The following is a 23,128-nucleotide window of genomic DNA, read 5'->3' on the forward strand; positions in this document are numbered from 1 at the left end:
CAAGGGAAGCCGGTGCAAATCCGGCGCGGTCGCGCCACTGTAAGGGGGAGTGACCCCACATCAGGCCACTGGCCCAGCACTCAGCAAGATCTCTACCGCTACGGGTTATCTTCTTTAAGAAGTACCCGGGACGGTGCAACTGAAGGGGCTGAGTGCTGGACTGGGAAGGCGTGGGGGAGCGTTGAACCCGAGCCAGGAGACCTGGTGCTTGCCGTAGTAGCTGGTGCTCCCTACGCAGGATGGGGAAACGGCATGTCCCCTGTTTTCTTTGGAGCAGGGGTTTTTTAATTTTATAAGGGTAGGTGTCTGGTCCCGAGGGGCCAGCTTAAATGCAGCCAGCCGGTCCGGCAAGGAACTTCCAATAAGAAAAAACGACTGGGGGTTCACGATGCGCCGGGAGCGGTAGAAGGACGGCCTATTCTAACCCACCCGGGGAGTTCGCTGGGAGGTGTTAGATCAGGCCGTTTTTTGATGGTGGCAATAATGCGGTGCCGGTGAACCTGAGCCAGGAGTCCTGCTCGTTGACGTGGGCTACCATAAAAAACTCAAGGAGGAGGCTATCAAAAATGTTGAGCAAAAAATATGGTTTTGCCGCCAGGGTAATATGCCTGCTAATGCTGGTAATAATCTTTGTAACCGGGTGTAGTAGCGAAAAAACTGGCACTCAAAATAGTAATACCAGGAAAACGGTTAAAACTTTTGTTGACGGCACCGGTAAAGAAGTAAAAATTTCCTGCCCGGTGGATAAAATCGTTTGTATTACTTCGGGTGTATCAGAAATCCTTTATGCTTTAGGCAGCGCTGATAAGATCATCGGGCGTGATAGTTACTCGATTTTTCCAGCAGACCTGGAGAAAATCCCGGTCATGGCCAAGTCATCTTTCGCTCCCAATCTGGAAGCCATCATCCAGAGCGCGCCGGATGTAGTCATTGCCGATACCATGTTAAAGGATGACCTGCGGGCCAAGCTGGAAGAGGCCGGCCTGCCGGTTCTGGTCTATACGACTTCTTATCCCCACGAAACCGCCTTAGTAACTAAGCAAATGGGTGAACTGACGGGAAAGGAGGAAATAGCGGCCAAGTTAATTGCCTTTAGCGATAAGTATTATCAACTAATCAAGGACCGGGTAGCACGGATAGCGGAAGATAAAAAGCCACGGGTTTACTACGAGTGGAATAAACCTTACTACAGTGCCGGCGATAAAACCCCTGCTGCCGACCGTATTGCCTTATCAGGCGGTAAAAATATTGCCGCCGGCCAGAAGGTTAAATATCCCGAGCTGACTCCTGAATGGCTGGCCGGGCAAGATCCCCAAATAATTATCTGCATGGCCAGCCGGGACGCCGCGGATAAAATGAAAGCCCTCTATGATGAAATCCTGGCCAGAGCGGCATTAAAGCAGACAACGGCGGTTAGCCAGAAAAAGGTCTATATCATGAGCTGGGGCCTTGGTACCGGGATCAGATCGGTAATCGGTTCCCTTTACTGGGCCAAGTGGTTCCACCCCGATGTTTTTGCCGACCTCGACCCGGAAGCCGTCCACAGCCAGTTGCTACAGGAGTTTTACCACACAGAATTAAAGGGTACATGGGTCTATCCGGATGTCAAATAAGTTGCTCTGGTGCAGGGTGTAACTCCCGGCATGAGCTTCTACCCACTTAAGGGGGCATTAATGATGGGCAGTATGGCGGAAAAAAGAGCTGCAGGTCAGGCGCGGGGCGATCTTTACGCCCGGTTGGTAAGCCATAAAATTATAACTATCATTTTTTTAAGCCTGGCTCTGGCGGCCGCCCTGGCAGTTTCCCTTGGCCTTGGCAGCGCCAATATCAGCTTCCAGGAGCTCTGGCAGGTTATCAAGGGGGCGGTAACAACCTCCTCCGGCCAGGAGGCAGGGAACAAGCTGGCCCGGACAGTGATCTTAAATCTCCGCCTGCCCCGTGTGCTGCTAGCCACCCTGGCCGGCTGCAGCCTGGCCGGAGCAGGGGTAGTTATGCAGGGGATTTTGCGCAATCCCCTGGCCGATCCTTATATACTGGGCATCTCCGCCGGCGCTTCCTTCGGGGCGGCCCTGGCCGTGGTCCTGGGCCTGGGAAAGCTCGCCGGTTTCACCCTGGCGAAAGGTTATATCATCGTGGTCAGTGCTTTTACCTTTGGCCTGTTAACGACGTTTGTCATCTACGGGGTAGCCAGTCTTCGGGGCCTGGCCCCGGAGACCCTCATCCTGGCCGGCGTGGCCCTGGGTTATCTCTTTTCCGCTGGCGTTTCTTTACTGAAGTACCTGTCTTCCCATGAAGAACTGCGTGAACTCACTCTATGGCTTATGGGAGGACTGGCCGGGGCTAAATGGCAACCTTTATTTTTGCTTTTTCCTGTTTGCCTTGCTGCCCTGGGTTTTCTCTGGCGCTATTCCTGGGACCTCAATGCCCTGGGAGCCGGGGAGGAAGTGGCCGCCAACCTGGGCGTCAATCTTAGCCGGCTGCGGCGTAACGGTGCTGTCGGCGCCTCAATGCTGGCCAGCGCTACGGTGGCATTTACCGGAATTATTGGTTTCATTGGCCTGGTGGCCCCCCACCTGGGCCGCTTCCTGGTCGGCAGCGACTATCGTTACCTGATCCCGGCTTCCTGTTTGCTGGGGGCTCTCCTTTTGCTGGGGGCCGACACCCTGGCCCGGACGGTGGCCAGCCCCATCGAAATCCCGGTGGGAGTGATTACTTCTCTAATCGGTGTACCCTTTTTTCTCTCCCTCCTGTTCCGAGAAAGGAGGCGCTGGTGGTCATGAAACTGGCCGTGGATGGTTTGTCATTTAATTACGATAGTCAACCAGTCCTCAATGAGGTAACGCTGACCATAGATCCGGGGGAAATAGTTACCATTATAGGACCAAACGGTTCAGGAAAAAGCACCTTCCTGCGGTGCCTGGCCAGGATATTGCTGCCGGCACAGGGCGTAATCTACCTGGATGGCCGCAATATAACCAACCTGTCGGGCCGGGCCCTGGCAATGATTCTGGGCTATGTTCCCCAGGAAGGGACGAAGGTATTTCCTCTAACTGTGTATGAAGCTGTGTTACTGGGTCGCAGGCCTTATATAACCTGGGTTGTTGGGCAAAGAGACCGGCAGGTGGTAGAAGAAATTCTTCGTTTTCTCCAACTTGAACCACTGGCTGGAAAAACCCTGGCCAATTTAAGCGGGGGCGAAAAACAGAGAGTAATGATCGCCCGCGCCCTGGCCCAGGAGCCCAGGGTTATCTTGCTGGATGAACCTACCTCCAACCTGGATATTCGCCACCAGTTGGAGGTGCTGGGCATCCTTGAATTTCTGGCCTGGAAAAAGAAAATGACAGTACTCATGGTACTGCATGATTTAAACCTGGCAGCCCGTTTTTCCCAAAAGCTGGTACTCTTGCATCAGGGTCGCATCTTTGCTTCCGGTAGCCCACAGGAGGTGCTCACCCCGGAAAATATCCGTGCTGTCTATGATGTCGAAGCCCGGGTGCGCGAAGACGACCTGGGCGTCCAGGTTTTGCCCATTTGTCCGGCTAACGGGAGAGCAAAGCTTTAAGCTGGAGGGGAGAGGGTTATGGCTTTAAAAATTTGCTTTTATACGGCCATTGAAGGTGAGCTGGGTAGTTTAAGCCGGGCTGCTCGGAGGGTGCAGGAGGATTATGGCCGGCTAGTTGAAGTTGCGGCCTCCTCGAAGCGGGGAGAAGGCGGGCGAACGGCGGGAGAAATTGCTCAACTTGCCGGTGGCGCTGATCTGATTATCGTGCACCTCATGGGTGGGCCGGATTCCCTGCCGGGGCTCCAGGACCTGGTAGAGCTGGCCAGGAAAAAGAATATCCCCCTGGCTGTGTTGCCCTCGATGGGAGATGATAACCAGCAGCTTTTGTCCCTTAGCAATATGATGCCGCAAGATTACCACCGCCTGCGCCTGTACGTTGCCTATGGCGGCGAAGATAACCTGAAAAATCTTCTTCTCTGGGCCGCCGGTCGTTATGGTGGTATAGAGGTGGCGGCAGCCGAGCCCCGCCCGTTACCCTGGGAAGGCTTCTACCACCCGGACTGCCCGGCACCGGAAGCGGCGGCACTTTATTTACAGGAGAAGCTCAAAGAAAGTCGCCCGGTAGTGGGGATACTTTTCTACCAGAGTGCCTGGGTGGCAGGCAATACAGTGTTCATTGATGAACTTGTCCGGCAGATAGAAAAACAAGGCGGCATAGCCTTGCCGGTGTTCCTTTACGCCACCAGGAACGACGAACTGGGCAGCCGGGGTCTGGCCTGGGTGCTGGAAAATTATTTTAGCCGGGACGGCCGGCCGGTGGTAGATGTGGTGGTTAATACCCTGATGTTCTCCCAGACCATGGCCACGCCCACCTTCAGCCGTGTGGAAGAAAAAGGGCTTTACCAGCGGCTGGGCGTACCCCTGATTAAAGCCATCGTGTCCCTGACTCCCTTTGACGAGTGGCAAAAAAGCCCCCAGGGTCTGGGACCCCTGGATGTGGTCATGAGTGTAGCCTTACCCGAATTTGACGGGGATCTAATCAGCGTACCTATTGCCACCCGGGAAGAAACCGGGGAGGATCCCTCGACCGGTGCTGTTTTAAGCCAGTATGTACCTATTCCTGAACGGGTAAGCAAGGTTGCCTCCCTGGCCCTGCGCTGGGCCCGGCTAAGGCACAAACCCAACCAGGAGAAAAGGGTGGCCATTATCCTCCATAATTACCCGCCACGCAACGACCGCATCGGCTGTGCCTTCGGCCTGGATACCCCGGCCAGCGTCCACCGCCTGCTGGTGGCCATGCAGGCCGCCGGCTACCGGGTAGAGGATTTGCCGCCGGATGGGGCGGCTTTAATGGAGAGGGTCCTGTCCGGGCTGACCAACGAGCGCGGCTGGCTCGACCCGCGGGAGCTGGATCGCCGGGCGGCCGCTCGGGTAGACGGGGATACCTACCGGGCCTGGTTTGAGGCCTTTCCTCCCCAGGCCCGGGAGCATTTAACATGCAATTGGGGTGAGCCGCCGGGAGAAGTATTTAATTACCAGGGCCAGCTCCTCGTCCCTGGCATCTTGCTGGGAAATGTTTTTGTCGGCATCCAGCCGCCCCGGGGCTTTCTTGAGGACCCGGCCACAATTTACCACAGCCCTGACCTGGCCCCGCCCCACCACTACCTCGCCTATTACCGCTGGCTGCGGGACGTTTTCCAGGCGGATATGGTTTTCCATATCGGCAAGCACGGTTCCCTGGAGTGGCTTCCGGGCAAGGGGGTAGGGTTATCCGGGGCCTGCTTCCCGGACCTGGCCATTAATGACCTGCCCCACCTTTACCCTTACATCATTAACAATCCCGGGGAAGGTACCCAGGCCAAGAGGCGGACCCATGCCGGGATCATTGCCCACCTGCCTCCGGTTATGACCAGGGCCGATACTTATGATGAGCTGGCCGGGATAGAAGTCCTGGTCAAAGAGTACCACATGGCAAAGACCCTGGATGAGACGAAACTGCCGGCTTTGCGCGAGTTGATCTGGGAAAAAACAGCGGCCAGCCAGCTGGACCGTGACCTGGGCCTGGAGAAAGAGGAGGCTGAGAAAGACTGGGAAGGCTTCCTGGAACGGCTGCATTCTTACCTGTATGAGGTAAAAGATACCCTCATCCGGGATGGCCTCCACATCCTGGGCCAGGCACCTCGAGAGGAAGCCCTGGTAGAAATGCTCCTGGCTTTAACCCGCCTGCCCAATAATGATCTCCCCTCCTTGCGGGAACGGCTGGCTCTGGTGAAGGGATACAATTACGACCAGTTACTGGCTGAGCCGGGGTTCTTCGACCCGGTGCAGGGGCGTACTAACGCTGAAATCATGGACGAAATCGAACAATTAAGCAGGGACTTTATCCAAGCCCTGGCGGCCTCTGGCTTCAGCGAGGAAGCCATACCCGTAGTTGCAGGAGAGATCCTGGGGTGCCGGGATGAAGAAATTATCCGGCTGGGTAAATATATTACCGGCAACCTGGTACCGGCCCTGGAAGCCACGGTAGAAGAAATCGGAAACTCTATTAAGGCCCTGGCGGGTGGTTTCATTCCACCCGGTCCTTCGGGTGCGCCTACACGGGGTATGGCTGATATCCTGCCTACAGGTCACAACTTTTACTCTATTGATCCCCAGGCCATACCTACCCGCGCGGCCTGGGAAGTGGGCAAGAAACTGACAGGGGCTCTCCTTGAGCGCTATCAGCAGGAAAAAGGGGACTATCCGGAAAACGTCGGGATGGTGATCTGGGCCACCACCAATATGCGTACCGGGGGCGAGGATATCGCCCAGGCCTTGTATCTGCTGGGGGTACGACCGGTATGGGAAGAAAAAAGCGGGCGCGTTAAAGGACTGGCGGTGATACCCCTTGAGGAGCTGGGGCGGCCGCGGGTTGATGTAACTATCCGGGCTTCCGGGATGTTTCGCGATGCCTTCCTGAATGTCATCCACCTGCTTGACCGGGCGGTGGAAATGGTAGCCGGGCTGGACGAACCGGAGACAATGAATTTTGTGGCGGCCCATGTAAAAGCCGAAGTAACTGCGCGGATAGCAGCCGGCGTAGAGGAGGAACAAGCCCGGGAGGAAGCCAGGTGGCGTATTTTTAGCGACCGGCCTGGTACCTATGGCGCCGGTGTAAGCAATTTAATCACGGCAAAGAACTGGCAGGATGCTAAGGACCTGGGGGAAGTCTACGTTACCTGGGGTGGCTATGCCTACAGCCGCCGTACTTATGGCAGGGAGGCACAGGACACCTTCCGGCGCCGCCTCGCTACGGTGGCCGCAACGGTAAAGAACGAGGACAGCCGGGAAGTAGACATGTTTGACAGTGATGACTTTTACTCCTACCATGGCGGCATGGTGGCGGCCGTTAAGGCCATCAAAGGAGAACTACCCCTTTCCTTCAGCGGCGACAGCAGCGACCCGAGGCGGGTACGGGTACGTACCCTGGAGGAGGAGACCCAGCATATCTTCCGGGCGCGGGTGCTTAACCCCAGGTGGATTGAAAGCATGAAGCGCCATGGGTACAAGGGCGCTGGAGATCTGGCGGCTTTGGTGGAGCATTCTTTTGGCTGGGACGCTACGGCGGAAGTGCTGGAAGACTGGCTCTATGAAGCCCTGGCGCAAAAGTATGCTCTGGATCCGGGGATGCAGGAATGGTTTAAGGAGGTCAACCCCTGGGCATTGCAGACTATCACGGCCCAGCTTTTAGAAGCCATCGAAAGGGGAATGTGGCAGGCCCGGCCGGAAACTGCTGCTGCCTTAAAGGAACTGTACCTGGATATTGAAGGGGAATTAGAGGCCCGGACGGAGTGAAGGTTGTCTTAACATGACGGCACATAGAGAAAATTCTCTTAAATTGCTTGTTTTACGCGTAACTGATGCCTGTAACCTTTATTGCCGTTACTGTTATGCCCGCGGGGGCGAAAGCAAGAGAGATATGCCCTGGGAGGTGGCCCGGCGGGCAGTGGACTATGTAGCCGCCCGCAGCGGCCATTTTAAAATCCAGTTCTCCGGCGGTGAACCGCTATTAAACCTACCCCTGATCAAAAAAGTAGTCGCCTATGTGCAGGAACGTAACCTGGCTGCGACCTTCCAGTTGCAAACCAATGGTACTTTGCTTACTCCAGCTATGGTTCGGGAGATAAAAAAACTGGGCCTGGCCCTGGGTGTAAGCCTTGACGGTATGCCTGAAGTTAACGATGCCTTGCGTCCTTTTCCTGACGGCAAGGGATCGACCCTGGCGACTATCCAGGGATTACAAAACCTGGCGGCAGAGCGGGTCAAAGCAGGCCTGACGGTAGTTTTAACGGCCGCGAGTACAGAACAGCTTCCCAGGCTGGTTGAGCTGGCTGCTTATTTAGGTAGCGTTCACGGCCTGTCCCTGGACTTGTTTCGTCCCCTGGGCAGGGGTGCGGAAGGTGAGTGCACAGGTCCGGATCCGGACTTGCTCCGCCGTCAGGTCAGGACGGCCCTGGAACGGGCGCGGGAAATAGCCCGCCAGGGTGGGCCGTTGATAAGATTCCGGGAGGTGGAGAGGCTGAAATACCTGCTGACCCATAGCGGGGAACGGCGGTATTACTGTTACGCCACCACCGGCCAATCCCTGGCGGTGCTACCCGACGGCTCTGTTTACCCCTGTGCCTCCCTGGGGGGGTTGCCGGATTTTTATCTGGGTTCCATCCTGGACCCTGATTTTTCTCACCAGGAGGCCATGGTGAGGAGAGCGTGGTGGAGACGCAATGTTGAGAAGATGCAGGGCTGCCGGGACTGCCCGGAGAGGCTCCTCTGCGGCGGGGGGTGTCTAGCCCGTGCCTATGCTTATAGCGGCCGGGTGGATATAGCCTTTCCGGGGGACTGCGAGTTGAGAAAAATATTCATGTTATGGGTGAAGGAGGAGGAATTTTAAATGTTAAGACGTATATCTTATATAAAACCTGGCATGAAGCCATAAGAGAACCATGGAGGTTCTGCGCAAGCGTGGAGCTTTTTCCATGGTTTTTTCTTTTGCCAGATGGCAATTTATTGGGGGGAGAGAATTGTGTACAGGATTACCGCGATAGTGTGGCACAGTCACGCGACAACGCTGCGCAAAGCAGCGGCAAAGGTAGCAGGACAACTTGCGGTTAAGGTATATTCCGCACGCAATTTACAGGAAGGCAAGGAAGACCTGGACAGCGCCCGGGCGGATCTGGCAAATGCCGATCTCGTCTTTTTATACCGTTCTACGGGTGAGACGATCTGGGATGAGCTGGAAGGGGCTGTGCGCGAGCTTTACCGGCCTGTAGTCTGCGTGGCCCACGACCCGGCTCTATGGACCCTTTCTACCGTACCAGCGGAAGTAGTGGCCAGGAGCTACTCCTACATAGTGCAGGGCGGGGAGGAGAACTTTGCCCGCATGCTCCGCTACGTGGCGGCGGTAGCCCTTGGCGCCCCCTTTGCAGTGGAAGAACCCGAGGTTTACCCCTGGGAAGGGATTTACCATCCGGACGCCCCTACCTACTTCACCAGGGTAGAAGATTATCTTAATTGGTACAGGCGCGAGGTTCCGCTGATCGGGCTTCTTTTCGCCCGCAACCAGTGGGTGAATAAGACCCTGGCCGTAGAGGAAGCCCTCATCCGGGCGCTGGAGGTCAGGGGGCTCGGCGTCATCCCGGCCTTCTGTTATTCCCTTAAGGACGAGGGGTTGGGCACTAAGGGTTCAGGTGAAGTAGTCCAGGAGTTTTACCTTGACCCGGATGGGCGGTCGCGGATTGCGGCCATAGTAAAGCTTCTTTCATTCTTTTTGGCGGCCCGGGCGCAAACAGACGACTTTCTCCGGGAGGGAGTAGCCGCCTCCGGTGTGGAGTTATTAAAGCAACTCGGGGTGCCGGTCTTCCAGCCGGCCATTTCCTTCTACAAAACGGTAGAAGAGTGGGTAGCCGATCCCCAGGGGCTGGGACAGGACATTGCCTGGTCGGTTGCTTTACCGGAGTTTGAAGGTGTTATCGAGCCGGTCTTTTTAGGCGCCTCACGCAAAGAGGGGGAGCTAGAGGTCAGGCAGCCGGTGCCAGAACGCGTTGAGCGCATCGCTGACCGAGTGGCAAAATGGGTGCGTCTGCAGCAAAAGCCAGTGGGCGAGCGGCGCGTGGCCTTCATCCTGCACAATAACCCTTGCGCTTCTGTAGAAGCCACGGTAGGCAGCGGGGCGCACCTGGACACCCTGGAAAGCGTTGCTCGTATCTTAAAAAAGATGCACGAGGCAGGTTATGCTGTCGAGTTTCCAGCCAGCGGGAAAGAGCTTATTGACACCATAATGGAGCGCAAAGCCATATCGGAGTTCCGCTGGACTACTTCCGACGAAATTGTTTCTAAAGGCGGGGCGTTGAAGCTGATGCCGGTGGAAGAGTACCGGCAATGGTTCGATACCCTTTCTTCCCACGTTAAGGAGAGGCTGACCGAGGCCTGGGGAAACCCACCGGGGGAGGCCAAAAACGGTATCCCGGCAGCCATGGTTTACCAGGGTCAGATCGTCATTACCGGTGTGCAATACGGCAATGCGGTGGTCTGCGTCCAGCCCAAGCGCGGGTGTGCCGGGGCACGTTGTGACGGGCAGGTTTGCAAGATCTTGCATGACCCGGACGTCCCGCCCCCGCACCAGTACCTGGCTACTTACCGCTGGTTGGAGCGGGAATTCGGCGCGGACATGATTGTGCACGTGGGTACCCACGGGAACCTGGAATTCTTGCCCGGCAAGGGAGTGGGTCTCTCCGGGGAATGTTATCCCGACCTGGCCATTGGCACCTTACCTCACCTGTATATCTATAACGCCGACAACCCACCTGAGGGTACCATCGCCAAGCGGCGCAGCTATGCCGCGCTGGTGGATCACATGCAGACTGTACTCACCCAGGGCGGGCTCTACGACGAACTGGCCGAACTGGACCGTTACCTGGAGGAATACGAGAAGGCCAGGATCGCCGACCCCGCCAGGGCGCATACCTTACAACACTTAATTATTGAGGAGATAAAAAAGACCAACCTGGATAAGCAGGTCCCCCTTGAGGGAGGGCACGAAAACTTTGACTTCATCATTGAAAAGGCGCATGCCGTGCTTTCCGTCATCCGCAACACCCAAATCCAGGACGGCCAGCACATCTTTGGCGAGATCCCGGAAGGCGAGCGCCGGGTAGAGTTCCTAAACGCCATCCTGCGGCATGACGCGGGGGAGGACATTTCGCTCCGGCGGACGGTGGCCAAACTGATGGGCCTTGAACTGGCCGAACTCCTTGATAATCAGGAAAGGGTATCCATTAAACACGGCAAGTCCTACGGGGCGCTCCTGGAGAAGGTTGACAAGGTTTCTAAAGCCTTTATCAGCATCTTCCTCCAGGGGCGGGCTGTTACGGCGGACGATGCGGCGGCAATTCTTGGCGAGGCTCTCCTGGCCCCGGAATATCTTGAGGAAGTGAACAGTCTCTTGCCCCGGGTACTGGACCTCAATAAACGCGTGGAAGCCTCGCGCGAAATTGAAGCGCTCCTGGACGGTTTTAGTGGCCGCTATATCCCCGCCGGCCCGTCCGGGCTCATCACCCGCGGCCGGGATGACGTGTTACCAACCGGGCGCAATTTCTACTCTCTGGACCCCCACCGTGTCCCGACAAGGGCGGCCTGGGAAGTAGGGAAACGCCTGGCAGAAAAGGTGCTGGAGAAACACCTCACTGAAGAGGGGCGCTACCCGGAGAATATCGCCATTTACTGGATGTGTAACGACATCATGTGGGCCGACGGCGAGGGCCTGGGGCAGATGCTTTACCTCTTAGGCTGCCGCCCCAGGTGGCTCCCCAACGGTCGCGTCGGGGGTATCGAGGTTATCCCGCTGGAAGAACTCAAACGCCCCCGCATCGATCTCACGGTACGCGTTTCGGGAATTACGCGGGATAATTTCCCCAACTGCATCGAACTTTTAGACGAGGCCATCCAAACAGTGGCAGCCCTTGATGAGCCGGTGGAAATGAACTTCATTCGCAAACATACCCTGGCGCAACTGGATAACCATTCTGATCCTGGGGCATGGCGCGATGCAACTTTAAGAATCTTTGCTTCTAAACCTGGAACCTACCAGGCGGGGGTCAACCTGGCCGTTTACGCTTCGGCCTGGAAGGAAGAAAAGGACCTGGCCGACGTCTTCGTTTACTGGAATGGCTACGCCTACGGCAAAGGGATATATGGTAAGGAAGCCTTCAAGCAACTGCAGTTAAACCTGAAAACAGTAGATGTTACTTACAACAAAGTGGTAAGCGATGAGTATGACCTCTTTGGCTGCTGCTGTTAATTCGGCACCCACGGCGGCATGACCGCCGCCGCCCGGGTGGCTTCCGGCAAGGACGTACGGACCTACTACGGCGACACCAGGGAACCGGAGCACGTGGAGGTGCGCACCCTGGCCGACGAGATCCGGCGGGTGGTCAGGACCAAACTTCTTAACCCCAGGTGGATCGAGGGGCAAAAACGGCACGGGTACAAGGGGGCCGGCGACATCTCGAAGCGCATCGGGCGCGTATATGGCTGGGAGGCCTCCACCCGGGAGGTAGATGACTGGATCTTTGACGATATTACGAGGACTTTTGTGCTTGACGAGGAAAATCGCAAGTTTTTCGAGGAACACAACCCCTGGGCCCTGGAAGAAATTGCCCGCCGCCTCCTGGAGGCCCACCAGCGCGGCTTCTGGAATGCGGATCCTGAAGTGCTGGCAGGATTAAAAGAGCACTACCTGGAGGTCGAGGGCTGGCTGGAAGAACGCATGGGTGACGTCAGGGGCGACTTCCAGGGCGGCGCCATCGACATCCTCACCGCCGAGGAGGTAGCCGACTGGGGTGCCAAGATGCGGGAGATCAAGGCAAAGCTGGGGGGTTGAAATTTAACTTGTAAGAGATATCAACACCGGGGGTATCAATATCTAAGTTAGGAGCTACATGGATATGAGTCTATCTGCAACCAGACTGGCGGGTGGTATCACTGACCTTGATGAAATCCAGTCAATATACTCGCACCACACGGCCCGCAAGGTAGCCTTGCTGGTTGGTCTGGCATTCTTCCTTGTGGTAACAGGGATGGTTGCCGCTGTCACGGGGGCGGCGGCGATAAGCGTAGGGGATGTCTGGCGGGTTATACTTGCTAAGATTATCCCCGGCCTGCATTTGGCTCCTGCCAACGAACTGGCCGCAACGGTGGTATGGCAGCTGCGGTTGCCCCGGATTTGCCTGGCGGTTCTGACCGGGATCAGCCTGGCCGGTGCTGGTGTGGTTATGCAGGGTATCTTACGCAATCCTCTGGTCTGCCCTTACACCCTGGGACTTTCCAGCGGCGCCGCTTTTGGTGCAGCCATGGCTATTGTCCTGGGGACGGGTATCCTGGGAACAGCGTTTAATATCGTTGGCCGGTATCTGATTATCACCAACGCCTTCTTCTTCGGTTGCCTGACCATGCTTTGCGTCTATGCCATTGCCCGGTTAAAAGGGGCCGTCCCGGAAACCCTGCTCCTGGGCGGCGTGGCTATCGGCTATCTCTTTTCGGCCGGCGTATCAGCTCTGAAGTACGTCTCGCAACATGAAGCCTTAAAGGAGCTGGTAGTCTGGCTGATGGGCGGCCTGTGGGGCGCCAGCTGGAGCACTGTAGCCCTGCTTGTGCCCCTGGTGCTTGCCTGTACGGCCGCCTTCCTGCGTTACGCCTGGGACCTCAACGCCCTGGTGGCAGGGGAAGACGTGGCCACCAGCCTGGGTGTGAATGTAAACCGGCTGCGGTTGGTCCTCCTGATGCTGGCCACCCTTGCCGCCTCGGCTACCATCGCTTTTACCGGGATTATCGGTTTCGTGGGCCTGGTATCCCCCCATATTTGTCGCCTTGTTATTGGTAATGATCACCGGTTCCTAATCCCCTGTTCCTGTCTGACGGGGGGGATAATCCTCTTGCTGGCCGATACCCTGGCCCGGACTGTTATGGCCCCGGCTGAGATCCCTGTGGGGATTGTTACTTCCCTTATCGGCGCGCCGTTCTTTATTTACCTGCTAATTAAAAAGAAAAGACAATGGTGGTCCTAAAAATTTGTATCCGGGGGTATAACAGTGAAGTTAAAAACAATGACACGCAAGGGGGTGTATAAAGGAAGATGCGGCTGGTAGTTAAAGATGTTTCGTTTTCTTACGGTAGTTTCCCCGTACTCCATGGTTTGACCATGGAGGTAGGGGATGGTGAGGTAGTGAGCATTGTCGGCCCCAACGGGTCGGGCAAGTCTACGCTTTTGCGCTGCGCCGCCCGTATCCTGAAACCCCGGCAGGGCGTAATCTATCTGGACGGTAAGGAAATCGCGGCTTTAAATGGAAGTGAACTGGCGAAAAGGCTGGGATATGTCCCGCAGGCCGCGGCAGAGGTATTCCCGTTCACGGTGCTGGAAACGGTGCTCATGGGCCGGAAACCCCACCTTAAGTGGGGAGTAAGCAAGAGGGATCTGGCCGTTGTGGGAGATATACTCCGGTATATGGGCCTCGAATCGATGGCCGGCCGTTGTCTCGACCAGCTCAGCGGCGGGCAGAAGCAGAAGGTTTTCCTGGCGCGGGCTCTGGCCCAGGAGCCAGACATATTGCTCCTCGATGAGCCCACTTCCAGCCTGGACATCAGACACCAGTTAGAGGTACTGGGGTTAATTAAGAACCTGGCCCACCAGTACAGACGCACCATACTGATAGTAATGCACGATCTCAATCTTGCAGCCAGGTTTTCGGAAAAGCTTATTCTCCTCAAAGATGGTTGTATTTTTGCTGCCGGCAAACCCCAGAAGGTACTAACCGCGGAAAATGTTGCTGCGGTCTACGGGGTGGAGGCTGTAGTAAACAATGGAAAATACGGCTTGCAAGTTTTTCCCCTGCGGCCGGTGGCCGGCAGAGAAGCCACCCTGGCGGCCGGTACCCTGTAGAAGATGGACAATAAGTTCAGTATAGAGGGGCCCGGCTGCCAGGCTAGCTTTAATGTGGTAAATACCTGGTACCTCAACTTTGGAAAAGGAGAGGAAGAAAATAATAATGAAGAAGTTCATTGCAATTTTCGGAGTAAGTTTGTTCTTGATTATTTTTTTTACCGGATGCGGGTCAAAGTACCAGATAACCTCATCAACAAAAACAAAAATTACGATCACTGATAGCGCAGGGAGAACTATCAATCTTGACCAGCCCTTAAAAAAGTAGTCGTTTTAACGCCAACTATTGCAGAGGCTATGCACCTGCTGCAGGTTCCTGATGAAGTTATTGTAGGTGTAAGCGATACAGCACAAAACGTCCCTTTTTTAGGACTTAAAGAAAAACCGTGCGTAGGTAAATGGACGGAACCCAATGTGGAAAAAATAGCTGAGTTAAAACCTGAAGCAGTGCTTACCTACGGGAAATATCCCTCGAAAGAAACAAGGGATAAAATAGAATCATTGGGGATTAAAGTTATTGGCATAGATTTTTATTATGCAGAGAAATATGATCAAGATTTACAGATAGTGGCTCAAATTTTCTCCAAAAAAGAACGGGCAGAGGAATTTTTGCAATGGAAGAACAAGAATATGTCTCTTCTTACGGAACGCCTGGCCAAAGTAAAACCCGAAGAAAAAATAAAGGTTTTATGCTTGTGGACGTATTATTTCAAAAAAGGTATATACAAGACCTTCGCTCCAGGCTCTTCCTATGACCAGATTATCAAATTGGCAGGAGGAATTAATCTTGCGGGAGAATTGAACAATTTACCAGAGTCTCCAGAAGTTAGTAGTGAATGGGTAATAAGCAAGGATCCGGGAGCTATCGTAATGGTATACAGCAGCGATATCCTGGGTTATACGACAAATGATCTGCAAGATGCCATACGACTTAAAGATGAAATAGGAAAAAACCCTGTACTTGGAAAAACCGCAGCAGTCTCAAAGGGAAAAGTTTACTTTTTGAACATTTCCGGGCTCGGCAGGTTTGTGGAGAACCTTTATATGGCTAAATGGTTCTATCCTCAACTTTTCCAGGATCTAAATCCCGAGCAAGTGCTAAAAGAGTATTTCGAGAAATGGGTGGGAACACCTTATAAAGGTAAATGGGCTTATCCCGAGCCTTAAGGTGATAGGGGGGCTTTGATTGCTTACTTATAAAAGATTTATCTACCCCTTTACCGCCATTATCGGCCAGGAGAAAATGCAGAAAGGGTTAATCTTGAATGCCATTAATCCTCGCCTGGGCGGGATCCTCATCCGGGGAGAAAAGGGCACGGCCAAATCTACGGCTGTGCGGGCCCTCGCAGCCCTTTTGCCGGAAATAGAAGTAGTCGCCGGTTGTCCTTATAATTGTGACCCTGAAGATTATAACCGCCTATGTCTTAACTGCAGGGAAAAACTGGGACGGGGAGAAAGGTTGCCCAGAGCCAGGCGACGGGTGCCGGTCATTGATCTACCCATATCTGCCACCGAAGACCGCCTGGTGGGGAGCCTGGATTTCGAATACGCCATCAAACACGGGCGGCCCCGCTTCGAACCGGGAATACTGGCCCGCGCCAACCGGGGCATCATCTATGTGGACGAAGTAAACCTGCTGGACGATCACCTGGTAGATGTCCTCCTGGATGCAGCCGCCATGGGGGTAAACATCGTCGAAAGGGAAGGAATTTCCTATACCCACCCGGCAGAATTCATCCTTGTCGGTACTATGAACCCGGAAGAAGGGGAGTTAAGGCCCCAGCTTTTAGACCGTTTTGGCCTCTGCGTGCAGATTGAAGGTGTACACGACCCCGGCCAGCGGGTAGAAATAATTAAACGCCGGGGAGCCTTTGAAGCCGACCCCTTAAGATTTCTCACCCAGTGGGCAGGAGAAGAAGAGCGTTTACGCGAAAAAATCCTTACCGCCCGGCAAATCTTACCCCGGGTAACTATCAGGGAAGAATTGTTGGCATTAATAGCCCGGTTATGCGTAGAAACTTGTACCGCCGGCCACCGGGCTGACATCATAATGACGGTAACAGCGCGCACCATCGCCGCCCTCGCAGGGCGGGAAGAAGTGACCGAGGCTGACGTACAGGAGGCAGCAGAACTGGTCCTGCCCCACCGGGTGCGGGAAGCCCCGGCGCCGCCTCCAGAACAATCCCAGCCGCCTGAAACCCGGGAGGAACCGCCACAGCAAGAAGAAAATCCTGAATCAACGCCGGAGCAGGCGGAAGCCCCACCTGAACAGCCCCGGGAAAACGACGGCCAGGAATCAGGGGAAGAACCTCATGGTGAGGAACATAAGGGGGAGCCTGAAGAAGGAGAGAATTCTCCTGCGCCCCCTCAAGGCCAGGACGTGGTTTTCGCTGTGGGCCAGCCTTTTGCCGTCCGGCGTATTACCCACGGGCGGGACCGCATTTTACGCAAAGGCTCCGGCCGTCGCTCGCGCACCAGGACGGCTACCAGGGCAGGCAGGTATGTCCGGGCGACTGCCTGGCTACAAAATAACGACCTGGCCTTTGACGCTACCTTAAGGGCGGCGGCCCCTCATCAGGTTTACCGGGAAAAGAATGGTATGGCCATAGCCATCGAAAAAGAAGATTTTCGTTCCAAAGTACGGGAAAAACGCATCGGCAATTTCCTGCTTTTTGTGGTGGATGCCAGCGGTTCCATGGGAGCCCAGCAGCGGATGGTAGAGACTAAAGGGGCGATTCTTTCCCTCTTGCTGGATGCCTATCAGAAACGGGATAAAATCGGCCTGGTAGCCTTCAAAGGAAAGACAGCCGAAGTACTGCTGCCGCCTACCAACAGCGTGGAAATGGGATACAAACTGCTCCAGGAACTACCTACCGGCGGGCGGACTCCCCTTGCGGCCGGCCTGCTCAAGGCATATGACATCATCAAAACTCATTTTTATAAAGACCCTAACCTTGACCCTCTTTTAATCCTTATTTCAGATGGCCGCGCCAATGTGAGCATAGGGGAGGATAAGCCCCTCCTGGAGGCACGACGGGTGGCGGAGATAATCCATAACGATGCCAGAATCAAAACTCTGGTGGTAGATGTAGAAAAGGACGGCCTGGTTACCTTTGGCCTGGCCCGGGAACTGGCCGCTGCTTTAGGAGCAGAATATTACCGGATAGACGAGCTAAAAGCCGGCACCCTGGTCCAGGTAGTGCGGGAGATGCAAGGTTCCGGCGCTGTGGCGAAATTAAAAGAAATCTGCTAACCGGGGGTTCCTTAAACAAAAATTTTTCACGACAGGAGATGAGGTGCGTGCAACCCGAAACTATTATTTACCCCTTTGCCGCCCTTGTAGGGCAGGAAGAAATGAAAAAAGGCTTGCTTTTAAACGCCGTCAACCCTAAACTTTCCGGGATTCTCATTCGCGGGGAAAAAGGAACGGCCAAGTCAACCGCCGTGCGGGCCCTGGCGGCTTTGCTACCGGAGATAGAGGTGGTGGCTGATTGTCCATTTAGCTGTGATCCCGCGGATATTACCACCATGTGTTCAAGTTGTCGCCACCGGCTAGAGGCCGGTGAAGAACTACCGCGGACCCGGCGGAGAATGCGGGTAGTAGACTTGCCCGTTTCCGCCACCGAAGACCGGGTGGTGGGTACGCTGGACATTGAAAGGGCTATTAAAAAGGGTGAAAAGCATTTTGAACCCGGTGTCCTGGCCCAGGCCAACCGGGGCATTCTTTATGTAGACGAAGTAAACCTTCTCGATGACCATGTGGTGGATGTGCTACTGGATTCCGCAGCCATGGGTGTAAATACTGTCGAGCGGGAAGGCGTATCCTTCACCCACCCGGCCAATTTCATCCTGGTCGGTACCATGAACCCGGAGGAAGGGGAACTAAGACCCCAGCTTTTAGACCGCTTTGGCCTTTGCGTAAATATCACCGGCATCCTGGATCCCGGGGAAAGGGTAGAAATCATTAAACGCCGGGTTGCCTTTGAAGAAGATCCGGAAGGGTTTATTGCCCGGTGGGAAGGGGAGCAGGAAAAGCTACGCCGGCAAATTTTGACGGCTATAGAGATTTTACCGCAAGTAGAAATGCCGGAGGAAATCCTTTATCTCATTGCGAAGATCGCCATTGAAATGGGAGTAGACGGCCACCGGGCCGACCTGGTGATGATGAAGGCGGCCAGAACTATGGCTGCCCTGGACGGGCGTACCGAGGTAATACCCGGCGATGTCTACGCCATAGTAAACCTCGCCCTGCTCCACCGCATGCGCCGCCAGCCGTTCCAGGAGATGCATGTCGATCAGGCGAAACTCCGGGAGGTACTTGCGCAGTGATTGAACTCCAGGGACTTGCCAAGCATTATGGCAGTATTGTGGCCGTAGCCGGACTGAACCTCCAGATCAAAAGCGGGGAAATCTTTGGTTTACTCGGCCCCAATGGTGCCGGCAAAACTACCACTGTGAGGATGCTGACTATGCTAACCAGGCCCAGCAGCGGCAGGGCACTGATCAACGGCTACGACGTAACGCGGGATTTAGGTAAGGTGAAACAAGCAATTGGCGTAGTGCCCCAGCAGATGAACCTGGACCAGGAACTTACTGCCCGGGAAAACCTGGAACTGCATGGCCGCCTGCATAAGATGCCCGCTAAAGAGCGGCAAGAAAGGATTAATGAACTCTTAGCTTATGTGGAACTGGAGGAGCGGGCGGATGACCTGGTGAGTAAATTCTCCGGCGGGATGAAGCGCCGGCTGATGATCGCCCGGGCGCTGATGCACCGGCCGCGCGTCCTTTTTCTGGACGAGCCTACGGTGGGTCTGGACCCCCAGACCCGCCGTAAAATCTGGGATTTAATCCGGCGGATGAACAGCGAGGGCATGACCGTACTTTTGACCACCCATTACATTGAAGAAGCCGAGATGCTCTGCCACCGGGTAGGCATTATGGACCGGGGGCAACTCATTGCCCTGGGTACGCCCGGCGAGCTGAAGCAAAAAGTAGGGGAAGTGGCTGTAGAGTCCTTTGCGGGTACGGAAACAGGGTATAAACTCTTCTCCTGCCGGGAGGAGGCCCTGGATTATGCCCGCAAAGTAACAGGCAATGTTTTAATTCGCGCTACTAACCTGGAAGACGTTTTTATTGAGTTAACCGGGCGGAAGGTGAGTGATTGAGATGGAATTTTATACTGTCTTCTGGCGGGAAATGATTGTCCTGAAACGTACTTTTTATAAGTTTTTTGCTTCGCGGTTGGTAAGCCCCTTCCTGTACCTGGTGGCTTTCGGCTGGGGCCTGGGCCGGGGCATCCGCATGGACGGGGGCAATTACCTGGAATTTGTGGTGCCCGGCATTATCGCCCTCTCGGCCATGAACACCAGCTTTAACGCCGTGGGCATTTCCCTGAACATCAGCCGCTTATACTATAAAACCTTAGAAGAATACCTGATTGCCCCCTTGAGCGCCGGCTCCTTCGTTTTTGGTCAAGTCCTGGCGGGTACGGTGCGCGGCCTGATTGCTTCATTGATTATCCTGGGCCTGGCTTTTTTATTCGGGGCGAGATTAGCCGTCAACGGCTGGTTTTTCGCGATCATAATTTTAACCTGTTTTCTTTTTGCCGCCTTAGGAGTGGTGGCGGCCATGACCATCAACTCCCATGAGGATATGTCTAACTTCTCTACTTTTGTTATCTTGCCTATGTCTTTTTTGAGCGGTACCTTTTTTCTGCCGGACCGCCTGCCCCAGGGCGTGGCTTATCTCATTGAAGCCTTACCCTTGACCCATACCAGTTATGCTTTGCGGGCCCTGGCCCAGGGCCAGGGCCTCCTGCCCGTCTCCCTGGCCGTGCTGGCAAGTTATGCGGCCCTATTGTTCCTTGCTGCAGTGGTAGCCGTGCAGAAGGTACGATAAGGTTTTAATCGGACGGCTTTTAAGCCGGGTAAACAAATGGTACAATACCACTAAAGGAAATGTCCCGGGAGGGATGAAACATGGCCGTTAACGAGGTTAAATTTACTTACGAGGACTATTGCCAGCTACCGGAGGACAAAAGATACGAACTCATCGGGGGGAAGCTGTATATGGTACCGGCACCGAGTGTCATCCACCAGATGGTTTCCGGGAACCTGGAGTTTATTTTACGCCAGCATGTGGAAGAGCAAAAGATAGGGATAATTCTCCACTCACCTATTGATGTTTATTTAACACCGGAAGATGTCGTCCAGCCGGATATCATCTTTATCAGCAACGAAAGACGGGCTATCATCACTGAAGCCAATATCAAAGGCGGGCCGGACCTGGTAATTGAAATACTCTCCCCTTCTACCGCCGAACGGGATCAAGTAATCAAGAAAAAGTTATATGCCGCCCACCAGGTGCGGGAGATATGGTTTGTCCACCCGGTGGCCCAGACCATCGAAGTTTGCACTTTTACTCCCGGAGGAGATAAAAGAGAGCTCTACACCCGGCGGGGCAAGAAACCTTTTACTTCCACAGTTTTACCCGAGTTAGATTTAGATTTAGACCGGGTTTTTTAAGTTTCAACGGTTTATTGCTGCGGGAGAAGAAGTCCTCTGCCTGGATGGACTTATAACGAAAAGTTATGTTACATATACAGGGTATCGCGGGTAAAAAAAGAATATTATATTATATGGATAGCAGGGGAGACCTGCTGGAAAATAACCCGGCTCTTCCAACCGGGATAGGGAGCGTCAGGGATTAGCGCATGATTTACCTGAATAATGCCGCCACCTCCTGGCCCAAGCCTGAGGCCGTTTACCAGATGGCTGACGTATCTTTACGGCAGTTGAGCGGCAGCGTTAACCGCGGGGGCAATAAAGGTGCCCTGGACGCCGGCCGGGCAGTCCTAGAAACGCGGGAACTGCTGGCAGCTCTTTTCGGCATCCGGGAGCCGGAACAGATAGTCTTCACGGTCAATGCTACCGCAGCCCTGAACCTGGCCCTCCAGGGGTTGCTGGAACCCGGGGACCATGTCATTATCAGCGGCATGGAACATAATGCCGTGGTCCGGCCCTTATACGCCCTGAAAAACAGGGGAGTGGAATTTACCGTCGTTAACTGCGCCGCCGACGGCACCCTGGATCCCCTGGCGGTGGAAAAAGCAATCCAGTCCCGTACCAGGCTGATTTGCCTCACCCATGCTTCCAATGTTACCGGTACCATTATGCCGATTTTTGAAGTTGGCGAGATCGCCCGCCGCCACCACCTCCAGTTCCTGGTAGATACGGCCCAGACGGCCGGAGAAATTCCCATCGATGTTGAAACGGCCGGGATTACCCTGCTGGCCTTTACCGGACATAAGGGGTTAATGGGCCCTCCCGGGACCGGCGGCCTGTATATTCGTTACCCGGATACTATCAGGCCGCTCATCTATGGTGGTACGGGAAGCAATTCGGAGTTGTTTACCCAGCCGGAAATAATGCCAGACAAATTTGAAAGCGGCACCATCAACGCCCCGGCCATTGCCGCCCTGGGTGCAGGGGTAAGATTTATCCAGGAAACTGGGTTAGAGAAGATCCGCCGGCATACCCGGGAGCTGACAGGCCAGCTTTTAGAGGGCTTGCGGCAAATCCCGGAAGTGACTGTCTACGGCCCTGCGGAGCCGGAAAGGCGGGTACCGGTGATATCAATCAATATCCGGGGTATCTCGGCAGGGGAGGCCGGCGCCTGGCTGGCGGATCATTATGAAATTGCAACTCGTTCAGGTCTCCACTGCGCCCCCCTGGCCCACCAGACTGCCGGTACCCTGGCGACAGGTACCTTGCGGCTGAGCCCGGGGTACTTTAATACCCCGGCCGAAATCGAGACCACCCTGGCTGCCGTGCGGGAACTGGTAGGGGTGCTGCGGGATGCCTGAGGAACTGGTATTGCTGACCTTTCCTTCCACCCATTATGCCCTCAAGGCGGAAAAGACCGTCCAGGGAGCCGGACTTCAAGGGCGGCTCATACCAATGCCCCGGGAGCTGAGTTCCTTGTGCGGCCTGGCTCTGGAGCTGGAGCCGGAAATAAGCGTGCACGCCTTAGCCCTTCTTCAGGCAGCAGGCGTCAGGCTGGAAAAAAAGGTGAAGGTGCTCAAAGACCGCGGTCGCATCCGGGTAATAGAGGCAATTGAGAAATATGAAGCAGGCGATTTGCGGGAAGGAGAGGAGAGCGGGTCCTGAGTTGAGCTCAGGACCTTTTAAATTTATACCATGAAATTTATACCACCATGGTATAGCTACACATCTACTAAGCTAAAATTTTTCTTTCCCGGTTTAAAAGGCAGGGGTAACACCGGCCTGGCGGGCGGCATAGCCTGATATCAGAAAGTTGCCCGCCGGCAAGGGATTGCGTGGCAAGCAAAAATGTGGGTTAAGGAAGCCGGGCTATATCAGGTATCAGGTAAGAAGAGGGGAGTGCCAATGAGTACGATCACTAGCCTCAGCAACCTCAGGCCGGGCAGTTCCGGCGAAGTAGTTTCCTTACAAGCATGGGGCCTGACCCGGCGCCGCCTCCTGGATCTCGGGCTGGTACCGGGCACCAGGGTGGTGGCTTTACGCCGCAGTCCCAGTGGTGACCCTACGGCCTTTTTTATCCGCGGGGCGACCATTGCCCTGCGGCGGGAAGAAGGCCGGCAGGTTCTGGTGCGGACGGTGTAAAGCAGGAGGGTG

The 23,128-nt window shown here is 55.0% G+C and carries 15 protein-coding genes, 2 pseudogenes and 1 riboswitch; all 17 genes and pseudogenes read left to right on the forward strand.

Features of this window, described 5'->3' with window-relative positions:
- The first annotated feature begins 2 nt into the window (after positions 1 to 2).
- A riboswitch (cobalamin riboswitch) is annotated at positions 3 to 203 on the forward strand.
- Between the two features lie 363 nt (positions 204 to 566).
- The 17 genes and pseudogenes from MOMUL_RS03430 (at position 567) to MOMUL_RS03515 (ending at position 23,116) form a co-directional block, all read left to right on the forward strand.
- Positions 567 to 1,613 (forward strand): ABC transporter substrate-binding protein, encoded by a 1,047-nt coding sequence (locus MOMUL_RS03430; RefSeq protein WP_062281577.1) that lies wholly within the window; start codon positions 567 to 569, stop codon positions 1,611 to 1,613.
- Positions 1,614 to 1,673: 60 nt separating this feature from the next.
- On the forward strand, positions 1,674 to 2,780 hold the full coding sequence (locus MOMUL_RS03435) for a FecCD family ABC transporter permease (protein WP_201786453.1): 1,107 nt from the start codon (positions 1,674 to 1,676) through the stop codon (positions 2,778 to 2,780).
- Positions 2,777 to 3,562, forward strand: a complete 786-nt coding sequence (locus tag MOMUL_RS03440; protein WP_062281579.1) for an ABC transporter ATP-binding protein — start codon at positions 2,777 to 2,779, stop codon at positions 3,560 to 3,562. The genes MOMUL_RS03435 and MOMUL_RS03440 overlap by 4 nt, the downstream gene beginning before the upstream one ends.
- An 18-nt stretch (positions 3,563 to 3,580) precedes the next feature.
- Positions 3,581 to 7,336 (forward strand): cobaltochelatase subunit CobN, encoded by a 3,756-nt coding sequence (gene cobN / locus MOMUL_RS03445; RefSeq protein ID WP_062281582.1) that lies wholly within the window; start codon positions 3,581 to 3,583, stop codon positions 7,334 to 7,336.
- A 13-nt stretch (positions 7,337 to 7,349) separates the two neighbouring features.
- Positions 7,350 to 8,429: a radical SAM/SPASM domain-containing protein gene (locus MOMUL_RS03450; protein ID WP_084785437.1), complete on the forward strand. Its 1,080-nt coding sequence runs from the start codon at positions 7,350 to 7,352 to the stop codon at positions 8,427 to 8,429.
- Positions 8,430 to 8,534: 105 nt separating this feature from the next.
- Positions 8,535 to 12,416, forward strand: a pseudogene (gene cobN, locus MOMUL_RS03455) (cobaltochelatase subunit CobN).
- A gap of 64 nt (positions 12,417 to 12,480) precedes the next feature.
- The gene (locus MOMUL_RS03460; protein ID WP_062281587.1) at positions 12,481 to 13,599 is read left to right on the forward strand and encodes a FecCD family ABC transporter permease; all 1,119 of its coding nucleotides are present in this window, start codon (positions 12,481 to 12,483) and stop codon (positions 13,597 to 13,599) included.
- 68 nt (positions 13,600 to 13,667) lie between these two features.
- Positions 13,668 to 14,471 carry an ABC transporter ATP-binding protein gene (locus MOMUL_RS03465; RefSeq protein WP_062281589.1) on the forward strand — a complete coding sequence of 268 codons (804 nt, stop codon included), beginning with the start codon at positions 13,668 to 13,670 and terminating at the stop codon, positions 14,469 to 14,471.
- A gap of 276 nt (positions 14,472 to 14,747) precedes the next feature.
- Positions 14,748 to 15,638 (forward strand): annotated as a pseudogene (locus tag MOMUL_RS03475) (ABC transporter substrate-binding protein); the annotation flags it as partial.
- Positions 15,639 to 15,714: 76 nt separating this feature from the next.
- Positions 15,715 to 17,724, forward strand: coding sequence for a putative cobaltochelatase (locus MOMUL_RS03480; RefSeq protein WP_062282382.1), 2,010 nt, complete (start codon positions 15,715 to 15,717; stop codon positions 17,722 to 17,724).
- A 47-nt stretch (positions 17,725 to 17,771) separates the two neighbouring features.
- Positions 17,772 to 18,800: a magnesium chelatase ATPase subunit I gene (locus MOMUL_RS03485; protein ID WP_236712966.1), complete on the forward strand. Its 1,029-nt coding sequence runs from the start codon at positions 17,772 to 17,774 to the stop codon at positions 18,798 to 18,800.
- Positions 18,797 to 19,636: an ABC transporter ATP-binding protein gene (locus MOMUL_RS03490; RefSeq protein WP_062281599.1), complete on the forward strand. Its 840-nt coding sequence runs from the start codon at positions 18,797 to 18,799 to the stop codon at positions 19,634 to 19,636. Before MOMUL_RS03485 ends, MOMUL_RS03490 begins: the two co-directional genes overlap by 4 nt.
- 1 nt (position 19,637) lies before the next feature.
- Entirely contained in the window at positions 19,638 to 20,369 is a 732-nt protein-coding gene (locus MOMUL_RS03495) for an ABC transporter permease (protein WP_062281602.1), read from the forward strand.
- Positions 20,370 to 20,449: 80 nt separating this feature from the next.
- Positions 20,450 to 20,995: a Uma2 family endonuclease gene (locus MOMUL_RS03500; RefSeq protein ID WP_062281605.1), complete on the forward strand. Its 546-nt coding sequence runs from the start codon at positions 20,450 to 20,452 to the stop codon at positions 20,993 to 20,995.
- A 188-nt stretch (positions 20,996 to 21,183) separates the two neighbouring features.
- Positions 21,184 to 22,335 carry an aminotransferase class V-fold PLP-dependent enzyme gene (locus MOMUL_RS03505; RefSeq protein ID WP_062281608.1) on the forward strand — a complete coding sequence of 384 codons (1,152 nt, stop codon included), beginning with the start codon at positions 21,184 to 21,186 and terminating at the stop codon, positions 22,333 to 22,335.
- Entirely contained in the window at positions 22,328 to 22,639 is a 312-nt protein-coding gene (locus MOMUL_RS03510; RefSeq protein ID WP_064774319.1) for a putative Se/S carrier protein, read from the forward strand. The genes MOMUL_RS03505 and MOMUL_RS03510 overlap by 8 nt, the downstream gene beginning before the upstream one ends.
- Positions 22,640 to 22,879: 240 nt before the next feature.
- Positions 22,880 to 23,116, forward strand: a complete 237-nt coding sequence (locus tag MOMUL_RS03515; protein WP_062281611.1) for a FeoA family protein — start codon at positions 22,880 to 22,882, stop codon at positions 23,114 to 23,116.
- Positions 23,117 to 23,128: the final 12 nt, after the last annotated feature.

The organism is Moorella mulderi DSM 14980 (genome assembly GCF_001594015.1).
In the GTDB taxonomy this organism is placed as follows: domain Bacteria; phylum Bacillota; class DSM-521; order Neomoorellales; family Neomoorellaceae; genus Neomoorella; species Neomoorella mulderi.

Coding starts and splice junctions, on each gene's coding strand:
- cobN (WP_062281582.1), top strand. CDS start 3,581: ATGGCTTTAAAAATTTGCTTTTATACGGCCATTGAAGGTGAGCTGGGT.
- MOMUL_RS03435 (WP_201786453.1), top strand. CDS start 1,674: ATGATGGGCAGTATGGCGGAAAAAAGAGCTGCAGGTCAGGCGCGGGGC.
- MOMUL_RS03495 (WP_062281602.1), top strand. CDS start 19,638: ATGGAATTTTATACTGTCTTCTGGCGGGAAATGATTGTCCTGAAACGT.
- MOMUL_RS03515 (WP_062281611.1), top strand. CDS start 22,880: ATGAGTACGATCACTAGCCTCAGCAACCTCAGGCCGGGCAGTTCCGGC.
- MOMUL_RS03460 (WP_062281587.1), top strand. CDS start 12,481: ATGAGTCTATCTGCAACCAGACTGGCGGGTGGTATCACTGACCTTGAT.
- MOMUL_RS03510 (WP_064774319.1), top strand. CDS start 22,328: ATGCCTGAGGAACTGGTATTGCTGACCTTTCCTTCCACCCATTATGCC.
- MOMUL_RS03440 (WP_062281579.1), top strand. CDS start 2,777: ATGAAACTGGCCGTGGATGGTTTGTCATTTAATTACGATAGTCAACCA.
- MOMUL_RS03430 (WP_062281577.1), top strand. CDS start 567: ATGTTGAGCAAAAAATATGGTTTTGCCGCCAGGGTAATATGCCTGCTA.
- MOMUL_RS03505 (WP_062281608.1), top strand. CDS start 21,184: ATGATTTACCTGAATAATGCCGCCACCTCCTGGCCCAAGCCTGAGGCC.
- MOMUL_RS03465 (WP_062281589.1), top strand. CDS start 13,668: ATGCGGCTGGTAGTTAAAGATGTTTCGTTTTCTTACGGTAGTTTCCCC.
- MOMUL_RS03500 (WP_062281605.1), top strand. CDS start 20,450: ATGGCCGTTAACGAGGTTAAATTTACTTACGAGGACTATTGCCAGCTA.
- MOMUL_RS03480 (WP_062282382.1), top strand. CDS start 15,715: ATGCAGAAAGGGTTAATCTTGAATGCCATTAATCCTCGCCTGGGCGGG.
- MOMUL_RS03450 (WP_084785437.1), top strand. CDS start 7,350: ATGACGGCACATAGAGAAAATTCTCTTAAATTGCTTGTTTTACGCGTA.